This is a genomic window from Actinomycetospora sp. CA-101289, from assembly GCF_050955895.1.
Taxonomy (GTDB): Bacteria; Actinomycetota; Actinomycetes; order Mycobacteriales; family Pseudonocardiaceae; genus Actinomycetospora.
In genome coordinates this window covers 22,422-42,029 of record NZ_CP192093.1, presented here as the reverse complement: position 1 = coordinate 42,029, position 19,608 = coordinate 22,422, and the positions used below count along the sequence as shown (strand labels likewise).

Annotated in this window: 16 protein-coding genes; 4 read left to right on the top strand and 12 right to left on the bottom strand. The window is 72.9% G+C overall.

Going from position 1 to position 19,608, the window contains the following annotated elements:
• The first annotated feature begins 242 nt into the window (after positions 1–242).
• From drmA to ACQPX6_RS00170, 4 genes are all read left to right on the top strand, one after another.
• Entirely contained in the window at positions 243–3,797 is a 3,555-nt protein-coding gene (drmA, locus tag ACQPX6_RS00185) for a DISARM system helicase DrmA (RefSeq protein ID WP_433784629.1), read from the top strand.
• A complete protein-coding gene (gene drmB / locus ACQPX6_RS00180) occupies positions 3,794–5,653 on the top strand; it encodes a DrmB family protein (RefSeq protein WP_433784628.1) in 1,860 nt (619 codons plus the stop codon). The genes drmA and drmB overlap by 4 nt, the downstream gene beginning before the upstream one ends.
• A complete protein-coding gene (gene drmC / locus ACQPX6_RS00175; RefSeq protein ID WP_433784627.1) occupies positions 5,650–6,390 on the top strand; it encodes a DISARM system phospholipase D-like protein DrmC in 741 nt (246 codons plus the stop codon). Before drmB ends, drmC begins: the two co-directional genes overlap by 4 nt.
• A 257-nt stretch (positions 6,391–6,647) precedes the next feature.
• Positions 6,648–7,157: a hypothetical protein gene (locus tag ACQPX6_RS00170; protein WP_433784626.1), complete on the top strand. Its 510-nt coding sequence runs from the start codon at positions 6,648–6,650 to the stop codon at positions 7,155–7,157.
• On the opposite strand, the gene mobF is transcribed toward ACQPX6_RS00170, so the two are convergent.
• The 12 genes from mobF to ACQPX6_RS00110 form a co-directional block, all read right to left on the bottom strand.
• The gene (gene mobF / locus ACQPX6_RS00165; protein WP_433784625.1) at positions 7,142–11,770 is read right to left on the bottom strand and encodes a MobF family relaxase; all 4,629 of its coding nucleotides are present in this window, start codon (positions 11,768–11,770) and stop codon (positions 7,142–7,144) included. The genes ACQPX6_RS00170 and mobF overlap by 16 nt on opposite strands.
• Positions 11,771–12,071: 301 nt before the next feature.
• Complete coding sequence (locus ACQPX6_RS00160) at positions 12,072–12,848, bottom strand: hypothetical protein (protein WP_433784624.1); 777 nt, start codon at positions 12,846–12,848, stop codon at positions 12,072–12,074.
• A gap of 59 nt (positions 12,849–12,907) precedes the next feature.
• Positions 12,908–13,618 carry a hypothetical protein gene (locus tag ACQPX6_RS00155; protein WP_433784623.1) on the bottom strand — a complete coding sequence of 237 codons (711 nt, stop codon included), beginning with the start codon at positions 13,616–13,618 and terminating at the stop codon, positions 12,908–12,910.
• Entirely contained in the window at positions 13,615–15,039 is a 1,425-nt protein-coding gene (locus ACQPX6_RS00150) for a hypothetical protein (protein WP_433784622.1), read from the bottom strand. Before ACQPX6_RS00150 ends, ACQPX6_RS00155 begins: the two co-directional genes overlap by 4 nt.
• Positions 15,036–15,164, bottom strand: a complete 129-nt coding sequence (locus ACQPX6_RS00145; protein ID WP_433784621.1) for a hypothetical protein — start codon at positions 15,162–15,164, stop codon at positions 15,036–15,038. Before ACQPX6_RS00145 ends, ACQPX6_RS00150 begins: the two co-directional genes overlap by 4 nt.
• Positions 15,161–16,990, bottom strand: a complete 1,830-nt coding sequence (locus tag ACQPX6_RS00140; RefSeq protein ID WP_433784619.1) for a type IV secretory system conjugative DNA transfer family protein — start codon at positions 16,988–16,990, stop codon at positions 15,161–15,163. Before ACQPX6_RS00140 ends, ACQPX6_RS00145 begins: the two co-directional genes overlap by 4 nt.
• A 29-nt stretch (positions 16,991–17,019) precedes the next feature.
• Positions 17,020–17,355, bottom strand: coding sequence for a hypothetical protein (locus tag ACQPX6_RS00135; RefSeq protein WP_433784618.1), 336 nt, complete (start codon positions 17,353–17,355; stop codon positions 17,020–17,022).
• 17 nt (positions 17,356–17,372) lie between these two features.
• A complete protein-coding gene (locus ACQPX6_RS00130) occupies positions 17,373–17,882 on the bottom strand; it encodes a hypothetical protein (RefSeq protein WP_433784616.1) in 510 nt (169 codons plus the stop codon).
• Complete coding sequence (locus ACQPX6_RS00125) at positions 17,879–18,280, bottom strand: WhiB family transcriptional regulator (RefSeq protein ID WP_433784615.1); 402 nt, start codon at positions 18,278–18,280, stop codon at positions 17,879–17,881. The genes ACQPX6_RS00130 and ACQPX6_RS00125 overlap by 4 nt, the downstream gene beginning before the upstream one ends.
• Positions 18,273–18,707, bottom strand: a complete 435-nt coding sequence (ssb, locus tag ACQPX6_RS00120) for a single-stranded DNA-binding protein (RefSeq protein WP_433784614.1) — start codon at positions 18,705–18,707, stop codon at positions 18,273–18,275. Before ssb ends, ACQPX6_RS00125 begins: the two co-directional genes overlap by 8 nt.
• Before the next feature lie 290 nt (positions 18,708–18,997).
• Complete coding sequence (locus ACQPX6_RS00115) at positions 18,998–19,225, bottom strand: hypothetical protein (protein WP_433784613.1); 228 nt, start codon at positions 19,223–19,225, stop codon at positions 18,998–19,000.
• Entirely contained in the window at positions 19,222–19,425 is a 204-nt protein-coding gene (locus tag ACQPX6_RS00110; RefSeq protein WP_433784612.1) for a helix-turn-helix domain-containing protein, read from the bottom strand. The genes ACQPX6_RS00115 and ACQPX6_RS00110 overlap by 4 nt, the downstream gene beginning before the upstream one ends.
• Between the last annotated feature and the right edge of the window lie 183 nt (positions 19,426–19,608).

Here is a 19,608-nt window from a genome sequence, read left to right as displayed (position 1 = left end):
AACGCCGCTTCCCCCACGCCACGAACTGACTGTTGCCGAACGACTGAGCGCTGGCGTCGGCTCATCGGGTGAACAGGTTCGGATCGTCCCGGTGAAGCTCACGACCTTGCGGACCGCGGTTCTTGTCAGGGCGTCGACGGGACCCAGCCGGGAGGACTTTCTGGGCTGCCCCGGTGACCGGTCAGTGAGGCTGTCGGTGGGCCCTCCTACGCTCGGCGCGTCCGTGAGGGGAGGGGGCGCAGGTGGACCCGAGTGCGATGTTGTCGGTCGCGGTGCGCGACGAGCTGGAGCACCGGCTCGAGCGCGACCTGCTCGGCCCGTGGGATGGGCCGGACGAGGAGCTGCCGCCCGGGATGCAGCCCGCTGAGCGGTACCTCGTCGGGCGGCTCGTCCCGGCGGCGGCGCCGCCAGCGGACGCCGACGACGAGGCGGCCGGGCTGGCACCCGAGACCGTCGAGGCCGAGGGCGGATCGCTCGACGAGCCGGGCGACGCCGGGACCGAGCCGGTGGCCACGGTCCGCTCGGGGAGCCGGGGCGCGTCGTCGATCGGGCTGTCGTTCCAGGTGCCGGCCGACGTCGACACCCTGCGGGTCAAGGCTTCGTGGGGCCGCTACGAGCGTGGTCCGTCGGAGATTCACGAGACCGAGCAGGGCCGGCCGAGCCGGGTGTGGAAGCGGGTGCCGTGCGGCGGGCCGGTCGAGATCGACTGCACCGTCGGCGGAGAGGACAACCTCGTACCCGATCCGCTGCACGAGCAGGTCGTGGTCCGCGCTGTCGTCCGGCACAAGGGCGCGACGCGCATCGTCGACGTCGCGCTTATCAACCGCCAGACCCCGCCGTCGTCGGCACCCGACACGGCCCGCCTTTACCAGGCTCAACTCCAGGTCACCGCGCTCGACGGTGCCGCCGCGGTCTTCGCCGGGCACAACGATCCCGAGCTCTCCGAGCCACCCTCCACCTCCGACGACGAGCGGCGCACCCTGGAGCTGCTCTTCCGGCACTCCCGGGAGTACGCCCATGGCCGCCAGTGCGCCGTCGACGCCGACGTCCGGCGAGGCGACGACCGCGCGTGGCGGTTGACGACGACATCGTTCCCCTCCGCCGAGGTGCCGCTCGTCGTCCCGGGCGACTCCCGAAAGATGCCCGGGCTGAAACTCGACATGGACACGCTCGGGAGCCCCGGCCTCGCCCGCGACGACCTGGTCCGGGCGCTGCGTCCCCTCGTCACCGGGTACCGGCGGTGGCTCCAGGAGGAACAGCGGCCTCGGCTCGACGACCCCGAGGTCGCCCGCTACGCCCCGGCGGCCGCGGTCGGCCTCGACTTCGCCCTGAAGGTCGCCGACCGCCTCGACCGCGCCGTGGACCTGCTCCGCGACAATGGGCAGGCGCGGGAGGCCTTCCGGTTCGCCAACCAAGCCATGGCGCTGCAGCGCGTGCGGGGTGAGGTGGTGCGTGACCGCCTCGCCGACCCCGCGCTCGGGCTCGACGCCTTGCTGCGCAAGCACAACGTCGTCGGCACCCGGAGCTGGCGGCCGTTCCAGCTGGCGTTCGTGCTGCTCTGCCTGCCCGGGCTGACCGACCCGAGCCACCCCGATGCCCTGCGGGGTCCCGACGACGGCACGGCGCAGCTGTTGTTCTTCCCCACCGGCGGCGGGAAGACGGAGGCCTACCTCGGCCTGACGGCGTTCACCCTCGCCGTCCGGCGGCTCCAGGGCGTGGTGGGGACCGGCGAGGAGGCCCGCGACGGCACCGACGGGGTCGCGGTGCTCATGCGCTACACGCTGCGGCTGCTCACCGCGCAGCAGTTCCAGCGCGCCGCCTCGCTGATCTGCGCCTGCGAGTGGCTGCGCCGCGAGCGGATCGCAGGCGGCGACGGCCGGTGGGGCACGGTGCCGTTCCGTCTCGGGCTGTGGGTGGGGGTGTCGGTCACCCCGAACACCTTTGAGAACGCCCGCCAGGAGATCCAGGACAAGCGGGGTCAGACCACGGGTCCGGGCGGGGTGCTTCAGCTCGCCGCCTGCCCGTGGTGCGGTCTCGCGCTGGAGGGCAGCCGCGACGTCACCACCGACGACGTCCGGCGCCGGGTGCTGGCCTACTGCCCCGACCCAGAGGGCACGTGCCCGTTCTCGGAGCGCCAGGCGCACGGCGAGGGGCTCCCTGTGGTCACTACCGACGAGGAGCTCTACCGCCTAACGCCGGCGCTCGTGATCAGCACGGTGGACAAGTTCGCACAGCTTCCGTGGAAGGCGGCGACCGCGACGCTCTTCGGTCAGGTCGACACCCGCTGCCCACGACACGGCTGGCACAACCCCGAGTTCGTCGGCTTCTGCAAGAGCCGTCACCCCGCCGCGGCCGGCTACCCCGCCACCGCCCTGCAGCCCGCGATGCGGCTGCGCCCGCCTGATCTCATCATCCAGGACGAGCTGCACCTGATCAGCGACGCACTCGGGTCGATGGTCGGGCTTTACGAGACCGTGGTCGACGAGCTCTGCACCCACGAGCGCGACGGGCAGGTCGTCCGGCCGGTCCTCGTCGCCTCGACCGCTACGGTTCGCCGGGCCCGCGACCAGGTGGAGCAGGTCTTCGCCCGGGGGCTGACGGTCTTCCCGCCTCAGGTCATCGACGCGGGCGAGACGTTCTTCTCCACCACCGTTGAGCCGACCGCAAAGCAGCCCGGCCGGCGCTACTTCGGGATCTGCGCGCCCGGTGAGACGCTGAAGTCGGTGGAGATCCGCGTGATGGCGGCGCTGCTCGAGCACGCCCAGGCCCTGTTCGACGAGCACGGCGCCCCGGCCGACCCGTACATGACGGTGGTCGACTACTTCACCTCCACCCGCGAGCTCGCCGGGATGCGCCGTCTGGTGGAGGACGACGTGGCCGACCGGCTCTCCAGCAACCGTGTCCGCACCCGCCGCCGACGCCCGGCCGTGAGTGAGCTGACGAGCCGCATGCCGAGCGCGCAGATCACGAGCACGCTCGCGGAACTCGACCGGGGCTTCGTTCCGACCTACGACTCCACCGCCGCGATGGAGCGCCTGCGCACCGATCCCGACTTCCGGAAGGAGGCCGCCGAGCGCATGCGGCCTGTCGACGTCCTGCTCGCGACGAGCATGCTGCAGGTCGGTGTCGACGTCCCTCGGCTCGGGGCGATGGTGGTCACCGGCCAGCCGAAGAACACTGCCGAGTACATCCAGGCGACCTCACGGGTGGGGCGCCGGCCGTCGGAGCCGGGCCTCGTTCTGACGATCTTCCAATGGACCCGGCCGCGCGACCTCGGGCACTACGAGCGCTTCGGCTACAACCACGCCACCTTCGGGATGCGGGTCGAGGGGGTCACGACGACGCCGTTCAGTGACCGCGCGCTCGACCGCGCGCTCTCCGCGGTGGTGGTCACGGACATCAGGCATGAGGCCACGTCCCGCCTGCCGAACCCGGCCGCGCACACAGTGCCGCTGACCGGACCGTCCGCGAAGGCTCTCGTCGAGCTGATCGGGCGCCGCGCGGAGCGCGTGACCAGCGACCAGGAGGTCGCCGACGAGGTCCGCAAGAAGGTCCAACATCGGCTCGACCGGTGGTCGCAACGGCGCACGCAGCTGCCGACCGGGAAGCTCGGCTACCAGGAGGCAGCGGATGTCGCAGGGCTGCTCGAAGCACCTGGGGTCACGGCGTGGGACCTCTGGACCGCGCCGATGAGCATGCGCGAGGTCGAGGAAGAGGTCCTGCTCCAGATTCGGCAGGGCGATCCGTCGTTGACTGATGCTCCCGCGTGGACCTACGGAACGCAGGGGAACGCGTGAGCCGCCCCGGCCGGTCGCGGCCCGGACCCATTTCCCAGCCCACCCGGATCGGGCAGGCGCGCCCGAGCCACCTCGTCTCGACCACCGGGGTCGGAGCGGTCGTCGACCTGCCCGCGCTGAGCGTCATCGTGCGGGGGACGGATGCGTGGAGCGCCGCGAACCAGCAGGTTGTCCACGAACCACGGCTGCTCTCCGAAGTCCAGCGCACCCTCGGTCCTACCGTGAGCGCTCTGAAAAGTGCACCGGTCGACCCGGCGGCCGCCGACGACCCGTGGACGCAGGTTGGCGTCCCGGTGTCACCGTTCCCGGGCTGGCTCCGGTGCCCGCAGTGCCACCGGCTCGGGGCGCTGCACGGCAGCAATCAGTTCGTGCTCGTCCACCGGTGGGGTCGCCGCCCGGACCTGGCGAAGATCGTGCACGCTGGCTGCCCGCACCAGGCGAACCGAGCCGACGCGCGCAAGCGGCGTTGCATACCGGCCCGATTCCTCGTCGCATGCGCCCGCGGCCACCTCGATGACTTCCCGTACGTCGAGTTCGTCCACCAAGCCCGCGGGGCGGTGTGCGGGGGACCGCAGCTGACCATGCGCGACTCCGCCAGCACTCTCGCACCGCAGGTGACGATCGGTTGCTCGGAGTGTGGTGCCTCGGCCAACGTCGCGCGGGCCTCGGGCACTGACGGGTCCGACCGTCTGCCCCGCTGCCGCGGGCGGCACCCGCACCTGCAGATGTTCGAGGACTGCGGTGCGCCGTTGCGGCTGATCGTCCTCGGGGCAAGCAACCTCTGGTTCGGCGTCAGCGCGAGTGCCCTGCACCTGCCCAGCTCCGAGAGCCTCGCCGATCGCATCGGGGAGCACTGGGAGCTCCTCGGGGCGCAGCCGACTCCGCAGGTGGTCAAGGCGATCGTCGACGGAATGGATGAGCTCCGGTCCCTGCGCGACGAGCCGGTCGACGAGATATGGGCCGAGATCGAGAAGATGCGAGCTGGCGGCGGCCCGGTGCCGGCCGAACCCGGCGACCTGCTCGACGAGGAGTGGCAGCTGCTCTCTCGCCCAACCTCTGAGAAGCAGGACGAGGACTTCCGCGCGGCACCGAATCTGATCGTCCCGCCTGGCTACGAGGGCCTCCTCGACCAGGTGGTGCGGGTCCCGCGGTTGCGTGAGGTCCAGGCGCTGCTCGGATTCACGCGGCTTGAGGGGCCCGACGGGCGGGAGGGACGGCCGGCCAACCTCGCGCCGCTGCGTCGCGGCCCGGTCGACTGGGTGCCTGCGGTCGAGAAGCGGGGCGAGGGGGTGTTCCTGCAGCTGCGCGAGGATCGCGTCGCGGCATGGGAGGACGCTGTCGCCGACCATCCCCGGATCGAGAACCTGCGACAGGCGCACAGGGCATGGCGGGAGGCCAACGACCGTCCGGCCGACCCACTGTTCCCGATGGCGCGGATGTTGCTGCTGCACACGATGAGCCACCTACTGATTCGACAGGTCGCCCTCGAGTGCGGCTACTCGTCGGCGAGCATCCGCGAGCGGCTCTACGTGGGCCAGCCGGGCACGAGAACGGCCGGGTTCCTGCTGTCGACGGCGGCCAGCGACAGCGAGGGCACCCTCGGCGGACTCGTGGCGCTAGGGGAGACCGACCACCTGACGCGGCTGCTCGACCAGGCGATGGAGGACGCGGCGCGCTGTTCGTCCGACCCGCTGTGCGCTGAGCACGAACCATCGCCGGGAGACCGCACTCAGCACGCCGCCGCGTGTCACGCCTGCCTGTTCGTCTCGGAAACCAGCTGCGAGGCGAATAACCGCTGGCTGGATCGCGCGGTCCTCGTCGACCTCACCGGCAACGGACTGGCCTTTCCCCGATGAACGATCCGGTCGACAAGCTCGTCCACCTCGCGACGACGTTGCCCGACCGCCTCCTCGAGGAGCTCACGGTGGCGACCCGAGAGGGACCAGCAGCGATCACGAGACTTCGGTCCGCCACCGGCTCGCAACCCGTCCGCGCTGTCTGCTCGTCCATCCAGGCGGCGCTGCCGAACCGCTCTCACGTCGAGCTGGCCGGCGTCCTCGACGGGCTCCGACGGGCACGGGCACGGGGCACCTCTCGGATCGACGTGGTCTGGTCCGGGCCGTCGTCAGGCGTCACCGTCCACCGACTGACGTCGGCGACGGTGGCCGATCTGATCAACGAGGCCCGGAGGGAGGTGGTGCTCGTCAGCTACGCCATGCACTCCGAGCCGAGCGTCGGCACCGCGCTGGAAGCGGCCTCCGCTCGCTCAGTCGACATCACGCTCCTCGCTGAGCGGGCCGCCGACAACCCAAGATTCGACGGCGGGGCGCCCGCCTTCTCGGGCATCCCTGCCACCAGGCTCGCGTGGCCGGGAGCGTGCCGAGAGGACGGAGCTGCGCTGCACGCCAAGGTCTTGGTCATCGACGAGCAGACGGTGCTCATAGGAAGCGCCAACCTCACCCAGTACGCCATGCACCGCAACCTCGAGTGTGGCGTCGTAATCCGGGATCGCGCAGTGGGAAGGACGGTTGTTGCGCACTTGGTGGGCCTCCGAGGGCGCGGTGTGCTGGTCGCGCTTCCTTCATCATCCTGACGGGATGAGGATCAGCCCTCGCTCCTCGCACAGCGCCCCAAACGCAACTGGTCGCCCTTGAGATAAGCAACCAGCTGTCGGGGGCCCGGCGCACACTCCTGTGAAACAGAGTTCCAGTGCAACCCGCGCCGAAAGTTGGCGCGGGAGGGCGGTGCGGCGTGGCTGAGACCGAGAGCGCGACGACGAGGGTGTGGGGAGTGCCCCGCGTGCGGGAGGTGCCAGACTGGGTCGCTCCGCCGCTCCCACAGTTCGCGTGGGTGGAGCACGGTCTGCTGTGGTGCTACGTGGAGCGCGGCAAGTCCCCGGAGGTCCACGGGGCGCAGTGCGCGCTGGCGTGGGTCGGTGGTGTGCATCCGACCGCGCCGGCGACGGCTGACGTCGCGGCTCCGAGTCGGTGGCGGGCGATGGGTGAGCTGATCGTGTGCGGTGCGGTGTCGCGCGGCGAGCCGTACCCGGAGCCCGGGTGGTGGCGCGAAGCCGGGATCGCGCGGCTCGACAGCGCCGAGCGACGGCGCTGGTGGGGACAGTGGTCGGCCTACGGCTGGACGACAGCCATCGCGGATGGAGCGGGGCGCGCCCTAAGCTGGGCGCTGGGATTCATCGACGACATGCCGCCGGTGCTTCCACGCCACCTCGAGGACGGGTCCCGCGCAGGCGCCGATCTACGCGGGGAGTGCGCGGCGATCCTCCGGGAAGCGCTGGACCGCCCGTTACCCGATCGGTCCGGGCCGCCGATCCCACTTCCGTCGGGTCACACGTTGACGTAGTCGTCCGAGTCAGCGACGTCCTCGTCGTCGCTCGCGTCGACGGTCTCCCCCGCTACGGGTTCGTCCTCCGCGTGCCAGGCGGCGAGCTGTTGTGATCGTTCGTCGGCCTCGTGGCGCTCCTCGAGGGCTTCCCGGTTGCGGAGCTCGGCGGCGGCTTCGTGAGCGCGGGCGGCCGCGGCCGCGACCTCATTGGCGTCGGGGGCGTGGACCGTGTCTTCGTCGACGCCGCTCGCAGTCCGGTCGGCAGTCTCACGTATGTCAGAGACGTCCGTCTCCGCCAGAGGCACGTCATCACGGTCACTTCGACCGTCGGGCTCGGGAGCGCCTCGTTCGACGGCGTCGGGAGCCGCGTGACGCTCGTCCTCGACACGGTCGAGCTCGGGCGAGACGTCGGAATCGTCGCTGTCCGCCTCGACAGTGCGCTCGTCCACGCCGGGCCGCTCCTCGACGTCAATGTCGGTGATGTCGCGATGGACGTCGTCCTCGTGTTTTGCGGCGCGGTCGAGGGCGAGCCATTCCTCGGCGGTGACCGCCGGCTCGGGCTCGTCAGCGGCTTGCTGTTCGGCGAGGTACTGCGCGGAGGCTTCGCCGAGAGCTCGGGTCATGGCAGTGGCGGCGTACCACTCGGCATAGGTCTGAGCCTGCTGTTCGAGCGTGGTGCCGTGGCGGTCCAGGTTCTCGGCGAGCGCGCCAGCGTGGTCCGCCTCGCGCGCGAGGCGGTCTCGCTCCGCCTCGACACGCGCAGCGTCGGCCTCGGCGCGGCGTAGTTCGGCGGTCTGCCGGTGTCGCGCTTCGGCTTGGCGGGTGCCGGCGAGGAGGTTCTCGACGTAGGCCGGGCCCCAGGCCTGTTCGCGCTCCCACGCGCGGACGCGGGCGCGGTGGCTGGCGGGTGAGCACTCGAGCTCGTCGCGCTGGTGGTCGGGCAGCCCCGCGGCGCGGTGCGCGGCGCGGTAGGCGGCGTGGGCCTCGACGTGGCCCCGCGGCGGGGCGGAGCCGAGCACCTCGGTGGCGCTCGCAGGTTGCCCGTCACTGGCGTGGCCGCGTGGTTGCGTCCTGGCCTTGCCGTCGTCGTCGAGCGGGTGGCCGGCGAGCTCGCGGTGGGCGGCGATCGCGCTCGCGCGGGCCCTCCAGGTGTCGCGGGCCGCGTCGTCGTCGGGGACCGCTCCGAGGCGACGGGTGGCCCAGGCCGGGGGCTGCGCGGCGAGCTGCTCGCCGAGCTCGCAGGTTCGGGTGTCGGCGGCCTCGGCGAGCGCTTCGAGGTAGCGGTGGGTGGCGGGGTCGATGTCGCGGGGGAGCCAGTCGGACCACGTGTCGCCGGCGGGTTCGAAGGCGTGCTCGGCGCGGATGCGGCCTTGAATAACGTCGCTGACCCGGCGCGCGCCGTCGAGGGAGCGGTCGGCGATGGCGCCGCGCAGGACCTCGGCGGGGTCGTGGCCGGCGATCTCGGCCTGGCGCAGCAGGCGGGTCAGCCCTGCGGTGCCGTCCTCGGCGGCGATGCGCTGCCGGTCGTGTGGGTCGAAAACCTCGTGGGTTACGAGGGCGTCGAGCCAGCGCGCCGTGCGCTCGGTGGCGGCTTCGTGGGCGACGTCGGCGAACCGCTCCCCCGCGGTCTGCACCGACGCGGCTCGGGCCGCGGCGTCCTCCTGCGCGGTGGTGGCGGAGCGGTGCGCCTCGTCGGTGGCCTCGCGGGTGTCGAGGATGGCGGCGAGGACGGCGCGCGGGTCGCGGTGCACCACGTCGCTCTCGGAGCCCTGGGCGGCGTCGTCGGGGCCGGTGAGGGTGGCGACGTGGGCGGTGTTGGCCTCCCGCCCGCGAGAGAGCCCCACGTACAGGGCGTTGACGTCGGTGCGGGGCGTGACCACCGGGTGGGCGCTCCACACGGTGGCGCCTTCGGCGGCGTGCACGGTGCCCGCGTACGACAGCGTGAGGTCCGCGCCCACGTACTCGGGAGGGAGCACGAGCCGCTCGCCCTCGCCTTCCACGGTGCCGTCGGCGCCACCGGACCGTGGATGGAACGGTTCGCCGGCACCGAGGACCGTGACCTCGAGGGCGCCGTCGTCGCGGAGGCGGGTGACGCGGTAGTGCTCGCGGTTGACCGGGCCGCGGCGGTTGCCCTCGTAGCCGGCGAGGTCCCAGGCGAGGCGGCGTCCCTGGACGACGTCGCCGACGCCGGCGGCGGTGCCGTCGCGCAGCGGGAGGCCGTGCTCGGCGACGCGGCCGAGGCGCACGAGCTCGTCGCGGATGGCGGAGGAGACGCGGGCGGCGGCGTCGTTGGTGTCGGCGACCAGGAGGGAGCGGTGGCCGGCGAGGGTGTCGGCCAGCCAGGCTCGGGCGGCGGACACTTCGGCATCGGCGAGGGTGCCGGTGTCGAGCAGTCGCCCGTGGCGGTGGTAGTCCTTGATGACCTCGGGGTCGCCGGCGCGCAGGCGCAGCGATGCGTCGCGCTCCCACTCGTGGTGGAAGCGACGTGCGTCGGCGAGGTCGTAGCGCGCTCCCGATTGGGCGACGAGGTCCATGGCGCCGCCGGCGCCGACCGCGCCGAGCTGACGGGGGTCGCCGACGAGCAGCAGCTTGGCGCCGGCCTCGTCAGCGTAGGCGTGGACCGCGGCGAGCGCGGCGGTGTCGGCCATGGAGGACTCGTCGACCACCAGGAGGTCGCCCCGGCGCAGCCGCCAGGGCTCGTCAGCAGTAAGGGCGGGCCGGTGGGTCGCCTGGGCGGAGTCGAGCCGGCGCTGTGTGGCCAGCCAGCGGGCGGTGTTGGCGGTGGTGAGTCCTTCCTCGGTGAGGACGTCGGCGGCGAGCTGGGCGGTGGCCAGCCCGAACACGCGGCGCTTGGGGTCTGCCTGGCGGCGGTGGGCGGGGTCGCTCCAGGCGCGGGCCAGGGAGCCGACGACGAAGCTCTTGCCGGTGCCCGCGGGGCCAATGAGGGTCTCGAGGCGCGCGCCGGAGGTGAGGACCCCGGTCACGGCGGCGGCCTGGTCGACGCCGAGCTCGATGCCCTCGTCGCGGAGGTGCTCGACGAATCGGTGCGCCTGCCCCGGCGTGAGCTGCACCCCCTCACGTGCGCCGGTGGCCGCGCGCAGTCGGTTCTCGCTGCGCAGGTGCTCGCGGGTGACGTAGGACCGCCCGCCTGGCGCCATGTAGACCGACGTCCCGTCCCGCCGCCGCAACGCCTCGGGCTCGAGGCCCTCGCCCGGCGCGGCCACCTCCACCTGCTCCACCTGCTCGACCAGCGCGATGGCCTCGTCCGCGAGGCCGTGGAGCAGCGCCGCGACGTCGGTGTTCTCGGGGGTGCCGAGGTGGTCGGGCAGGAGCGCGTTGATCTCGCGGACGAGGTCGGCGTGGGTGAAGCTGGTCTTCTTGGCCTGGACTGCCTCCAGCGCTGCCTCGAGCACCTCCGTCGCGGTGAACCGCTCGGGCTCGGCGCGGTCCTGCTCGTGCTGGGCGCGGGCGGCGTGGGCGATCCCGGCGAGCCCGCCGGCGACCTCGGCGCGCAGCTCGTCGTCGACGCGGGCGAGGAACGCCTCGCGGCTCTCTCCGCCGTGGGACTTCGCGGCTCGGGTCGCCATGGTGGCCTGCCGCTTGATGCGGTCGCGCTCGAGGCCGGTCGCCTCCCGCCCGCGGGTGGCTTCGAACTGCTCGATCAGCTCGGCGGCCCGTCCGCTGATCTTGTGGGAGCGCGAGGAGAACATGTCGCGTGAGCCGGGGTCGACCGCGGTCGCCTCCCTCGCCATCCCGTCGGGGCGCATCGCCATCGCCACCCCGAGGTCGTGGATCAGCGCCTCGTCGGTGGTGCGCTCCCCGACCGCGGCTGCGGCCGGCTTGAGCCGGTGGATCGCGCGGGAGTCCAGCGTGCGCCACTGCCCGTCGTCGGCGGCCTGCTGGCGATTGAGGGTGGCGTTGTGGATGTGCAGCTGCGGGTCGTGGTCGCGGGAGTCGTGCTGGAAGAAGCTCGCGACCACCCAGTTCTGTGCGTCGATCCACCGGCCCGCGCTGCCGCCGTGGTGTCCGACGCGGGCGTAGCCGGCGTGCTCCTGCAGATAGGACAGGGCGGCGTCGTTGCCGCGCCAGATCGCGTCCTCGACGGTCTCGCGCAGCCGGGCCCACTCGGCGGCCTCCTCGTCCAGACCTGCCTCGCGGGCCTTGACCTCCTCGGCCTCGAACGCGGTGTGCAGCAGCGTCACCGACTTCTGAACGCTGAACGTCAGGTCCAGGAAGGCCACGTTCTGCCGCACTGCCTTGCTCGCCTCGACGCGGAGTTCATCGCGGCGTTCAGCTGACGCATCGGGCTCACGCTCGAGCGCCTCGGCGTACAACTGCTCCGCGGACTTGTAGGCACGCCCGGCGTGACCCAGCGTCGCCTCCTCGCCGAGCTCGTCCCACCGCGAGGGATCGCGGAAGCCCTCGGCACGGGGGTCGAGGAACCGCGAGTAGACGGCGGTCATGTCCTGCGCGTCGACCTCGCCACGCAGCCCGAGCGTCTCGGCGCCGGCCCCCCACCAGCGCCCCGGCGGCTCGCCTTCGGCAACCGCGCCGGTGTAGTAGTTCTCCCGCCCGGTCGCGACCTCGCGCAACAGGTAGTCCGGGTTGTAGCCCGTCGCGACGCTCAGCACCCGGACCACCTCTGCGGGCGACCCTCGCGCGAGCATTGAAGATCAATAAGGCGGCGGGCGCCGATCTTGTCGTTCGGCGGCGGGCCGGAGGCCGGCCGGGACCCTCGGATCGTGATGCCTCGGTGTGCGTCTTCTGATCTTTCCCTTGATCTTTTCGTTCGGGTGTCTTGTTGGTCGTGTCTTGTCGTCTGTTCGGTGTAGTGATCGGTGTCGGGAAGTGGTCTTGCTCTTGTCTCTGGTTCTTGTCCTGGTTCTTGGTTCTGGTCGTTGTTGCTTGTCGTGGTGATCGCTGGGTTGGTGGTCATGGGTGGGCCTCGTCGGTGGTCTCGGTGGTGTCCTGGTCGGTGCTGTTGATCAGGTGCAGGGGCAGTGGTTGGTCGCGCAGGGCCTTGAGGGCGGCGGCGGCGGTGCCGCGGGAGACCTCGGCGGCGTGCTCGAGCTCGGTGACGGTGGGCCAGGCGCCGTGGCGCTGGGCGTGGCGCACCGCGCTCGCCTCGGCCCGGTCGCGCGCCGGTGACGGAGCCGCGCGCGGCCTCGGTCCGCCCGCCATTGCGCCATCGGCGCGGTCCGCGTCGGCGATCTCGTCGCCCGCGCCGAGTCGCGGCTGAACAGCGCCGGGCAACGCCTCGGACTGAACGTCGAACGAGGTGAACAGCCCGCCCTGAACAGTGCCTCGCTGAACGGACGGCGAACCGAACTCGGCACCGGGAGCCGGGTCGGCGACCGCGAGCAGGAACAGCAGGTGCGCGACGACGGCGGCGGCGATGGCGGGCCACGCACCGACCCCGAACCGGAGTGCGGGCGCGACGTCGACGGTGGGTCCGCTGGCGAGGTAGGCGGCCTGGGCGAGCCCGGACAGGCCAGCGGCGGTGACGACGACGGCCCAGGCGTAGCGGGCCGCGGGTCCGGTGAGGCGGGCGGTGGCGGCGTAGGCGACCAGGGCGAGCCCATCGGTGATCAGCGGGTAGAGCCACGCGATCCCGGCCGGGACGCGGGCGGCGACCGCGACCTCGTAGAGGCCGTGAGCGGTCGCCACGGCGGCGCCGAGCGCGACCGCGAGCCCCGGTAGCCAGATCACGGCTCGCCCCACCGACATGGCCCGCGGCCCGACGGCTCTGGGGTGTGGGTGGTCGGTCACTAGCGGGTCCCGTTGCTCGGGCCGATGCGCCCGTCGAGGGCGTCGCGCAGCCGCGGGCCCGGCTGGGGGGCCTGGTCGGGTTCGGGGGCGGGCTGGTCGCGGGCGCCGGCCCACCACCGGGCGATGAGGTGGGCAGCGTCGGCGCCGGGGACGGGGACGGCGCCCTGGGGTGTGGTGTTCCAGCCGGCGCGGGTTTGGTGGCGCTCGCGGGAGCACGACCCGACCGAGGTGCGCAGCCGGCGGACGACGCCGGGGCGTTGGCGGTCGTGCCAGTCCCCGGCGAGCTGCACCGAGGCGCCCCGGCCTTGGTAGGCGGCGCGCCAGGCGTGCATGAGCCAGAGGAGTTCCTCGACGGCGTCGGGGTGCCACAGCCAGCACTCGGGCAGCACCGCGACCCCGTCGGGGTAGCGCATGAACACCGCGTGCAACCAGTCGGTGAGCTCGGCGAGCAGCTGCCCGGTGGCCTCCGAGTCGGCGGGCGCGGTGAGCCACGTGGGCGCCACAGTCGGTCCTGGCCGGGCGGGCATCGCGGACACGGCGTCGGCGAGCTGGGCGACGGTGCGGGCCAGGTCATCGACACGCTCGGGCACCGCGACCAAGGCCTCGAGGTGGCGGCGCAGTCCGTCGACCTCGCGTGCAAGGCCAGCGAGAGCCTCGACCCGCGCGAACTCCTCGTCGCCGCCGGGCTGCCGGGGCGGTCGGCGGCTCACCGCCCCTCCCCCAGGTCGCGTGCGTCAGCGTCGGCGGTCGAGTGGTCATCCTGGTGCCAGCGAGCGAGCTGCTCGCGGCGCCGCTCGCCCTCCTGCTCGCCGTCGGCGCCGACCGCCCGCTGGAACTGCAGGTCGGCGAGGCGCTGGCGCAGCCGTGGGAGGTCGTCGGGGTGCGAGGTGTCGGCGGCCTTTGCAGGGTCGGCGCGGGCGGTGACCCACGCGTCGACCGACGGCCAGCTCCGACCCTCGGGGTCGACGTAACGCTCGTCATCCTCGACAGCCATCTCCTCGGCTTCCTCGGTCTGGCGGCGGTCGAGGGCGTCGGACTGGTCGGGCAGCGGGGTCAAGGCATCGAGGGCGAGCAGGCGCTGATATTCGGCCCAGGCGACCGGGTCGTGGTCGTGGGCGCGGTCGGAGAGCACCGCCTGCTCGCCGGCGTCGTCGAGGGCGTCCTCGACCTCGGTCTGGGGGCGCCGCACCCAACCCGTCGCCGGAGCCGTGTTCTCCTCGAGCCACGCGATGCGGGCGGCGGCTTCGTCGTCCGAGGCGGGCTCGCGCCAGTCGGGATCGCCGTACTCGGCGCTCGGGTTGTAGGCCCAGCTGGACGCCGAGGCCTCGGCGGGGCGGCTGTCGAGGTAGGTCTCGTGCCGGTCCGCCGCCCACCTCGCGGGTGGCCCGTCGGCGGGGCGGCCGTCGAGGCGGACGACCTGGCCGGTGTCGGGGTCGGTGTAGACGTCGGTGTCGGGGTCGTAGCCGGCGACGTCGACTCCGGCGCCCTGGCCGAGGCTCTGCGCCCGGTCAGCGCGTTGCTCAACTGTCAGTACGGTCTCGCCGAGATCAATCCGCTCGCGCCCCCGGGTCTGGGCAGGCACAGGGGCGATGTCCTCGGTGAAGCTCGCGCGGATGAAGGCGCGCCGTAGAGGTGTCTCGTTCGCCAGCATCTCCTGCAGCTGCCGCTCATCCAGCTGCTCCTCGGCACCTTGCTCGGAACCCGCGGGTGCGCGCTGGAGCGGCACATCGTCGATTGCGTAGCTGGCAAGCGGAGGGCCTGCAGATGGCAGCGCGGCGTCGAGCTGCCGGCGCCAGGTGGCGGCCTCAGCGGCGAGGGCGTGCTCCTCGTCCTCGCGGACCAGCCCGATGTAGCCCGCGACCTGGGCCCGGATGCTGTCCGCGGGCTCGCCCACCGCGCGGGCCTCGGCTTCGTCCCGGGTGGCCTCGAGGTCGGCCAGCGCTGCTGCGCGGTCGGCGGGGCTGGCGGTGCGGGCGATCTCGTCGCAGTACTCGGCGCGGGCGACGAGCTCCCGGTCGGTGAGCTGGTCGGGCGGCGCCTGGTCAAGTGTGGGCCGCTCCAGCTCGGCCGCGATCTTGTCGCCACGGGCGGCGACGGCAGGGGTGTTCTCGTCGTTGGTCCGATCAGTCATCGGAAGCTCCTCGTGAATGCTTCGCTCGCGTCGGCACCGGTGAGGGCGGCGCGGTGGTTGAAGGCGGGTCCGGCTGCGGTGGCGGCCTGGTCGGCGCGCTCGAGCTGGCTGGCGCGGCGGTTCACCGTCGCCACCCCTGGTCGCCGGCCGCGTCATCGCGCGCTTTGGGCTGGTGGGCGGCGCCGATCACCGGGTCGACGACGGGGTCGATGTCGATGACCAGCGGCGCGCCGGCGCTCGAGCCCGGCCGGGGTGCAGCCGGGGTCGTGCGGCGGGGGCGGGTGACTCGTCGCCGCAGCGCCGCGAGGCCGACGTCGGCCCACGCCCGGGCGCGCTGCCAGCGGCCGCGCCAGCCGGTCGCTGGCTGCTGGCGCTGGGCCCGGACGTCGGTGCGGGTCCAGGCCATGCGGGCCCGGCCGATGACCGGGGCGATCCCGCGGCGGTAGACCACGACCTTCCCGGCCGGGAGGTTGGCGATCTGCGCCGGAGCGAGGACCGGCACCTTGCGCACCGTTCGGGAGGCGACGCGGCCGTGGAGGTCGGTGGTGGTGACGCGTTCGTCGCGTTCGCCGGCGAGGGTGGACCAGAAGTGCAGGTCGGCCTGGTCACGGGTGCCGCCGAAGAGCATGACCGAGCCGGTGTTGTTCAGGATCGTGGCGGTCTTGTGCTCCCCGTACCGGGCGAGCAGCTGGGCGCGGGACTGGAACGGAGCGATGATCGTGACCCCGCGCCCGCCCATGTCCGCGGTCCAGTTCTCCAACGGGACCGGGCTGATCAGTGCGGCCTCGTCGAGGGCGAGTAGAAGCGGCGGGTCGAGCCGCCCGGACGGCTTCTGCACCGCGAGGCGGCGGGCCTCGCGGGCGATGTGACCGGTCAGCGCGCACACCAGTGGACCGGTGTCGGCCTCTTCGGCGCCGAGCAGGAACACCGTCGCCCGCGCCTCGAGCAGCTCCTCCACATCGAAGGCGCGCCCCGACGCGGCCGCGGCCGCCGACGGGTGATTCAGCCACCCCAGCGCCGGCATGATCGAGTTGGTGATGGAGGTGCGGGTGCGGTCGTTGGTGGTGACGAACTGCTCGGCGGCCTTGTCGAAGGTCTCCACCTGACTGCGGCGCAGCAGCGCCGGCACCTCACGGGCGGCGCGGTCGTTGTCGGCCACCCAACCGAGCACGTCGCGCATCGACCCGCCGCCGAGCGCCGCGGCGTGCAGCAACGCCGCCAGCACCCGACGCGCCTGCGCGTCCCACCGCTCCGCATCCCCCGACGCCGCCCGGGAGGTCGCCGAGACCATGTCCGTCGCCCGCTCCATCGCGGTCACCGGGTCGGTGCAGCCGGTCAGCGGGTCGAAGCTGATCGTCGACCGGATGCCGCCGAGCCCGACCGGGTTGAACACGAACACCGGCCCACGGGCCCGCTGCCGGATCGGGGCGCACAGCTCGAGCAAGTCGGTCCGGGTCGACGTCACCACGGCCGCACCAGGGGCGTCGAGGACGCGGCCCGCCAGCCAGCCGGTCTTGCCGGTCCGGGGGCCGCCGAAGACCAAGGTCACGTCCTCGATCGAGGACCACACCCGCTGCACCCCGACCCGGCACAGCTCCACCCCCACCGCGGAGGTCGGCGTCGCCCACCCCTCCCGGCGCACCAACGACCCCAGCGAAGGCCGGACCGTGCCCGCGCGGCGGCGGGTCGCCACCGTCCCCGCGTGGCGGGCGATGTCGAGCGAGGACGCGACGCCGGCGCGGCGCCGCGACCGCGCCGACCAGCGGGACACGATCGCCCGCGACCGGGACCAGCGGTGCCACCCCACCAGCGCCAGCAGCATCCCGGCGATGAGCAGCGCCGGCCACGACAACGCCTGCAGCAACGTCATCACGGGCAGCACGGCCACCGCCCCGCACACCAGCGCCGGCCGGATCGCGCCGCGCGTCAGCGAGATCGCTGTCGCTGCCATCAGCAACACCAGGATCACCAATGTCGCCATCACCGCGGCCACCCGCCCTGTAGGTCGGTGCTGTCGGCGAGCCAGTAGCCGCCTCGTGGATCGGCGCGCTGGAAGCGCACGCCCTCGCCGGTCATCCGGCGGGCCCACGCCTGTGCCGCCTCATCGGTCATCGCCTCGTCGGTCCGCCCCACCAGGTCGCCGTCGATGAAGAGCGCCCAGGTGATGGGTCCGCCGCACGGGGCGTCGCCGAGGTCCAGCCCGAGCAAGCTCCGGCCGACGTCGGCACGGACCAGTTCCACCCCGAGCAGCAGCGGCGCCGCACGTCCTGCGCCGGCGAACGTGGCCGATGGGTTGTCTGTCCTGCGGCTAGACATCGCTGTCTCCTTCCACGTCATGGCGCCACGCACGGAGCGCCGCAGCGGCGGGCGCAGTCGTCGTGATGGCCGGTCTCGCGGTCGTCGGGGTGGAAGGCGAACGGGCCGCTGTCACGTACGCGGCCACGGCACGTCGTGCAGGTCCACACCGCTGCGGCCGGCGGGGTGCTGGCCGGAGGAGGCGGAGGTCGGTGCTCCATGAGCCACTCCCATGCCGCCGCACCGCGGGTGCTCTCGCCGTATTCGGCGGAGAGCCCGAGTGCCTGGCCGACGGCGTCCCAGCCGTGGCCGACGCCGCGGGCTCGCATTGCCCAGTCCCGCAGCGCGCCGGCCGCGACGTCGGCGACGAGCCGTCCGGCCCGGACTCCGGCCAACGGATCATCCAGCCCGGGTCGGGAAAGGCCATGGAACCCCTCGACGGGCTCCTGCTGCTCGGTCGTGCCGAACGCGGAGACCGCCACCCGGCGTACGAGCTCCCGGGTCCTCCACGCCGCCTGCTCGCGTCGACTCACTTCGAGCGCGCTCATCGGGGACCAGGCCCATGAGCCGGCGCCGAGTGCTCAGAGGGCAGGCGGGAGGCCCAACGCGCGATGGTGCGGACGCTCACCCCGTACTCAGCCGCGACCTCCGGGTGGGAGGACCCGGCCTCGAGGAGAAGCAGCCACCGCGGCTTGCGATCGCCGGGGCGCTCGCGCTGCGCCCGAGCTCGTCGACGCTCGTGCTCAGTCATCCCGCCGGCGACTCCGTGCGGAAGCCGCTCGAGCGCCTCGGCGAGGCACTGCTCGCGCACGGGGCAGCACCGACACACCGCCTTCGCCGCCGCGACCTGCTTGCGAACCAGGGGCTCGTCCGTCGCCTCCGGGAAGAACAGCTCCGGGTCCACGCCCCGGCACGCCGCTCTTACCTGCCAGTTCGTGTCAGCCATCGCGGCTCACCAGCTCTTCGACCGGGGCCTCAGCGCCCTCCGGCTCGTCGGCGCCGCCAGCAGGAGCGGACGTGCGCTCGGGGCGGGCCGTGGCGTAGCGCAGCGACACCCCGAGCTCGTCGACCTCGAGCTCGATCACCTGCCGGCGCTGGCCCTCCGCGGTCTCGAAGGACCGCTGCCGCAGCCGACCGGTCACCACCACCCGGTCGCCCTTGTCCAGCGACTCCGCGGCGTGCTCCGCGAGCGGACCCCACGCGACGCCGCGCAGAAACAGAGCGTCTCCGTCAGTCCATGCGCCCTGCTGGCGGTCGAAGCGCCGGGGCGTGGACGCCACGGTGAACCCTGCTCGCACCGCCCCGCTCGGGAGATACCGCAGGTCCGGCGCGTCGGTCAGGTTGCCGACGATCGTCAGCGTCGTCTCGTTCATGTCGTCTCCTCAGAGCTGATCGGGTGTGTCGGTCGCACAGCTGGTGTTGATGGGTCCCGCCGGTTGCGGGTGGAGGCGTCCTGCCTGCCTCCACCCCGCGTGCGGGCGCCGCGGGCCGTCGAGGTCTCCGGGGTCAAGGGCCGGGCTCGTCCGGCCGCGCAGCGGCGCCGCAGGCGCCCTTGAGGCGGAGGAACGGCCCACTCACGCTCGGCGGGACTCATCGGTCTCGCGTCGCCGGCGGCGGCTCCGCTGTCTCGCGCGGCCTTGAGCGCCTTGTGCCGTGGCGGCCTTCAGCCGTCGTTCGTCGTCTCCGAGGCGCCCGACAAGGCCGGCGTCGTCGCCTGATCCACCGCCGACATGAACCCGCCGATCGCCCCCGGCAGGCCTTGACCAACCGGTGTGCCGATGAACAGCACCAGGGCGACGAGCGAGAACACCACCGCACCAGCAGCGGACCGCGTCTTCGCGCAGATGAATGCGCCGAGAATCGCGAAGAGGATCAGCAGTCCGACGCTCATGACCGCCCTCCACCGAACACGTCGAGCATCGCGGAATCGGAGTTCGGTCGCTCCGCCGTCGCCTCCGCGACCAGCCCATCGATCACCGCAGCTGGGATCAGCAGGCGCCCACGGATACGAATCGCCCGCAGCTCCCCGGAGTTGATGGCGCGGTAGACCGTCATGCGCGACATCTTGAACATCTCGGCGACCTCGGCCACGTCGTAGAACGTCGGCGCTGTCGCAGTCCTTTCGTTGAGTGTCACTCTGTCCTCCGAAGCTCCTCCGTGCTCACCGAGTGGCGGCGAGGCAACGCAAGGGTGCGGAAAGAGCAGGGGACGCCTACACCATCAGGCAGGACAACTAGGGACGTCTTCGCTAGAATGAAGTCGTCCCTAGGCAAG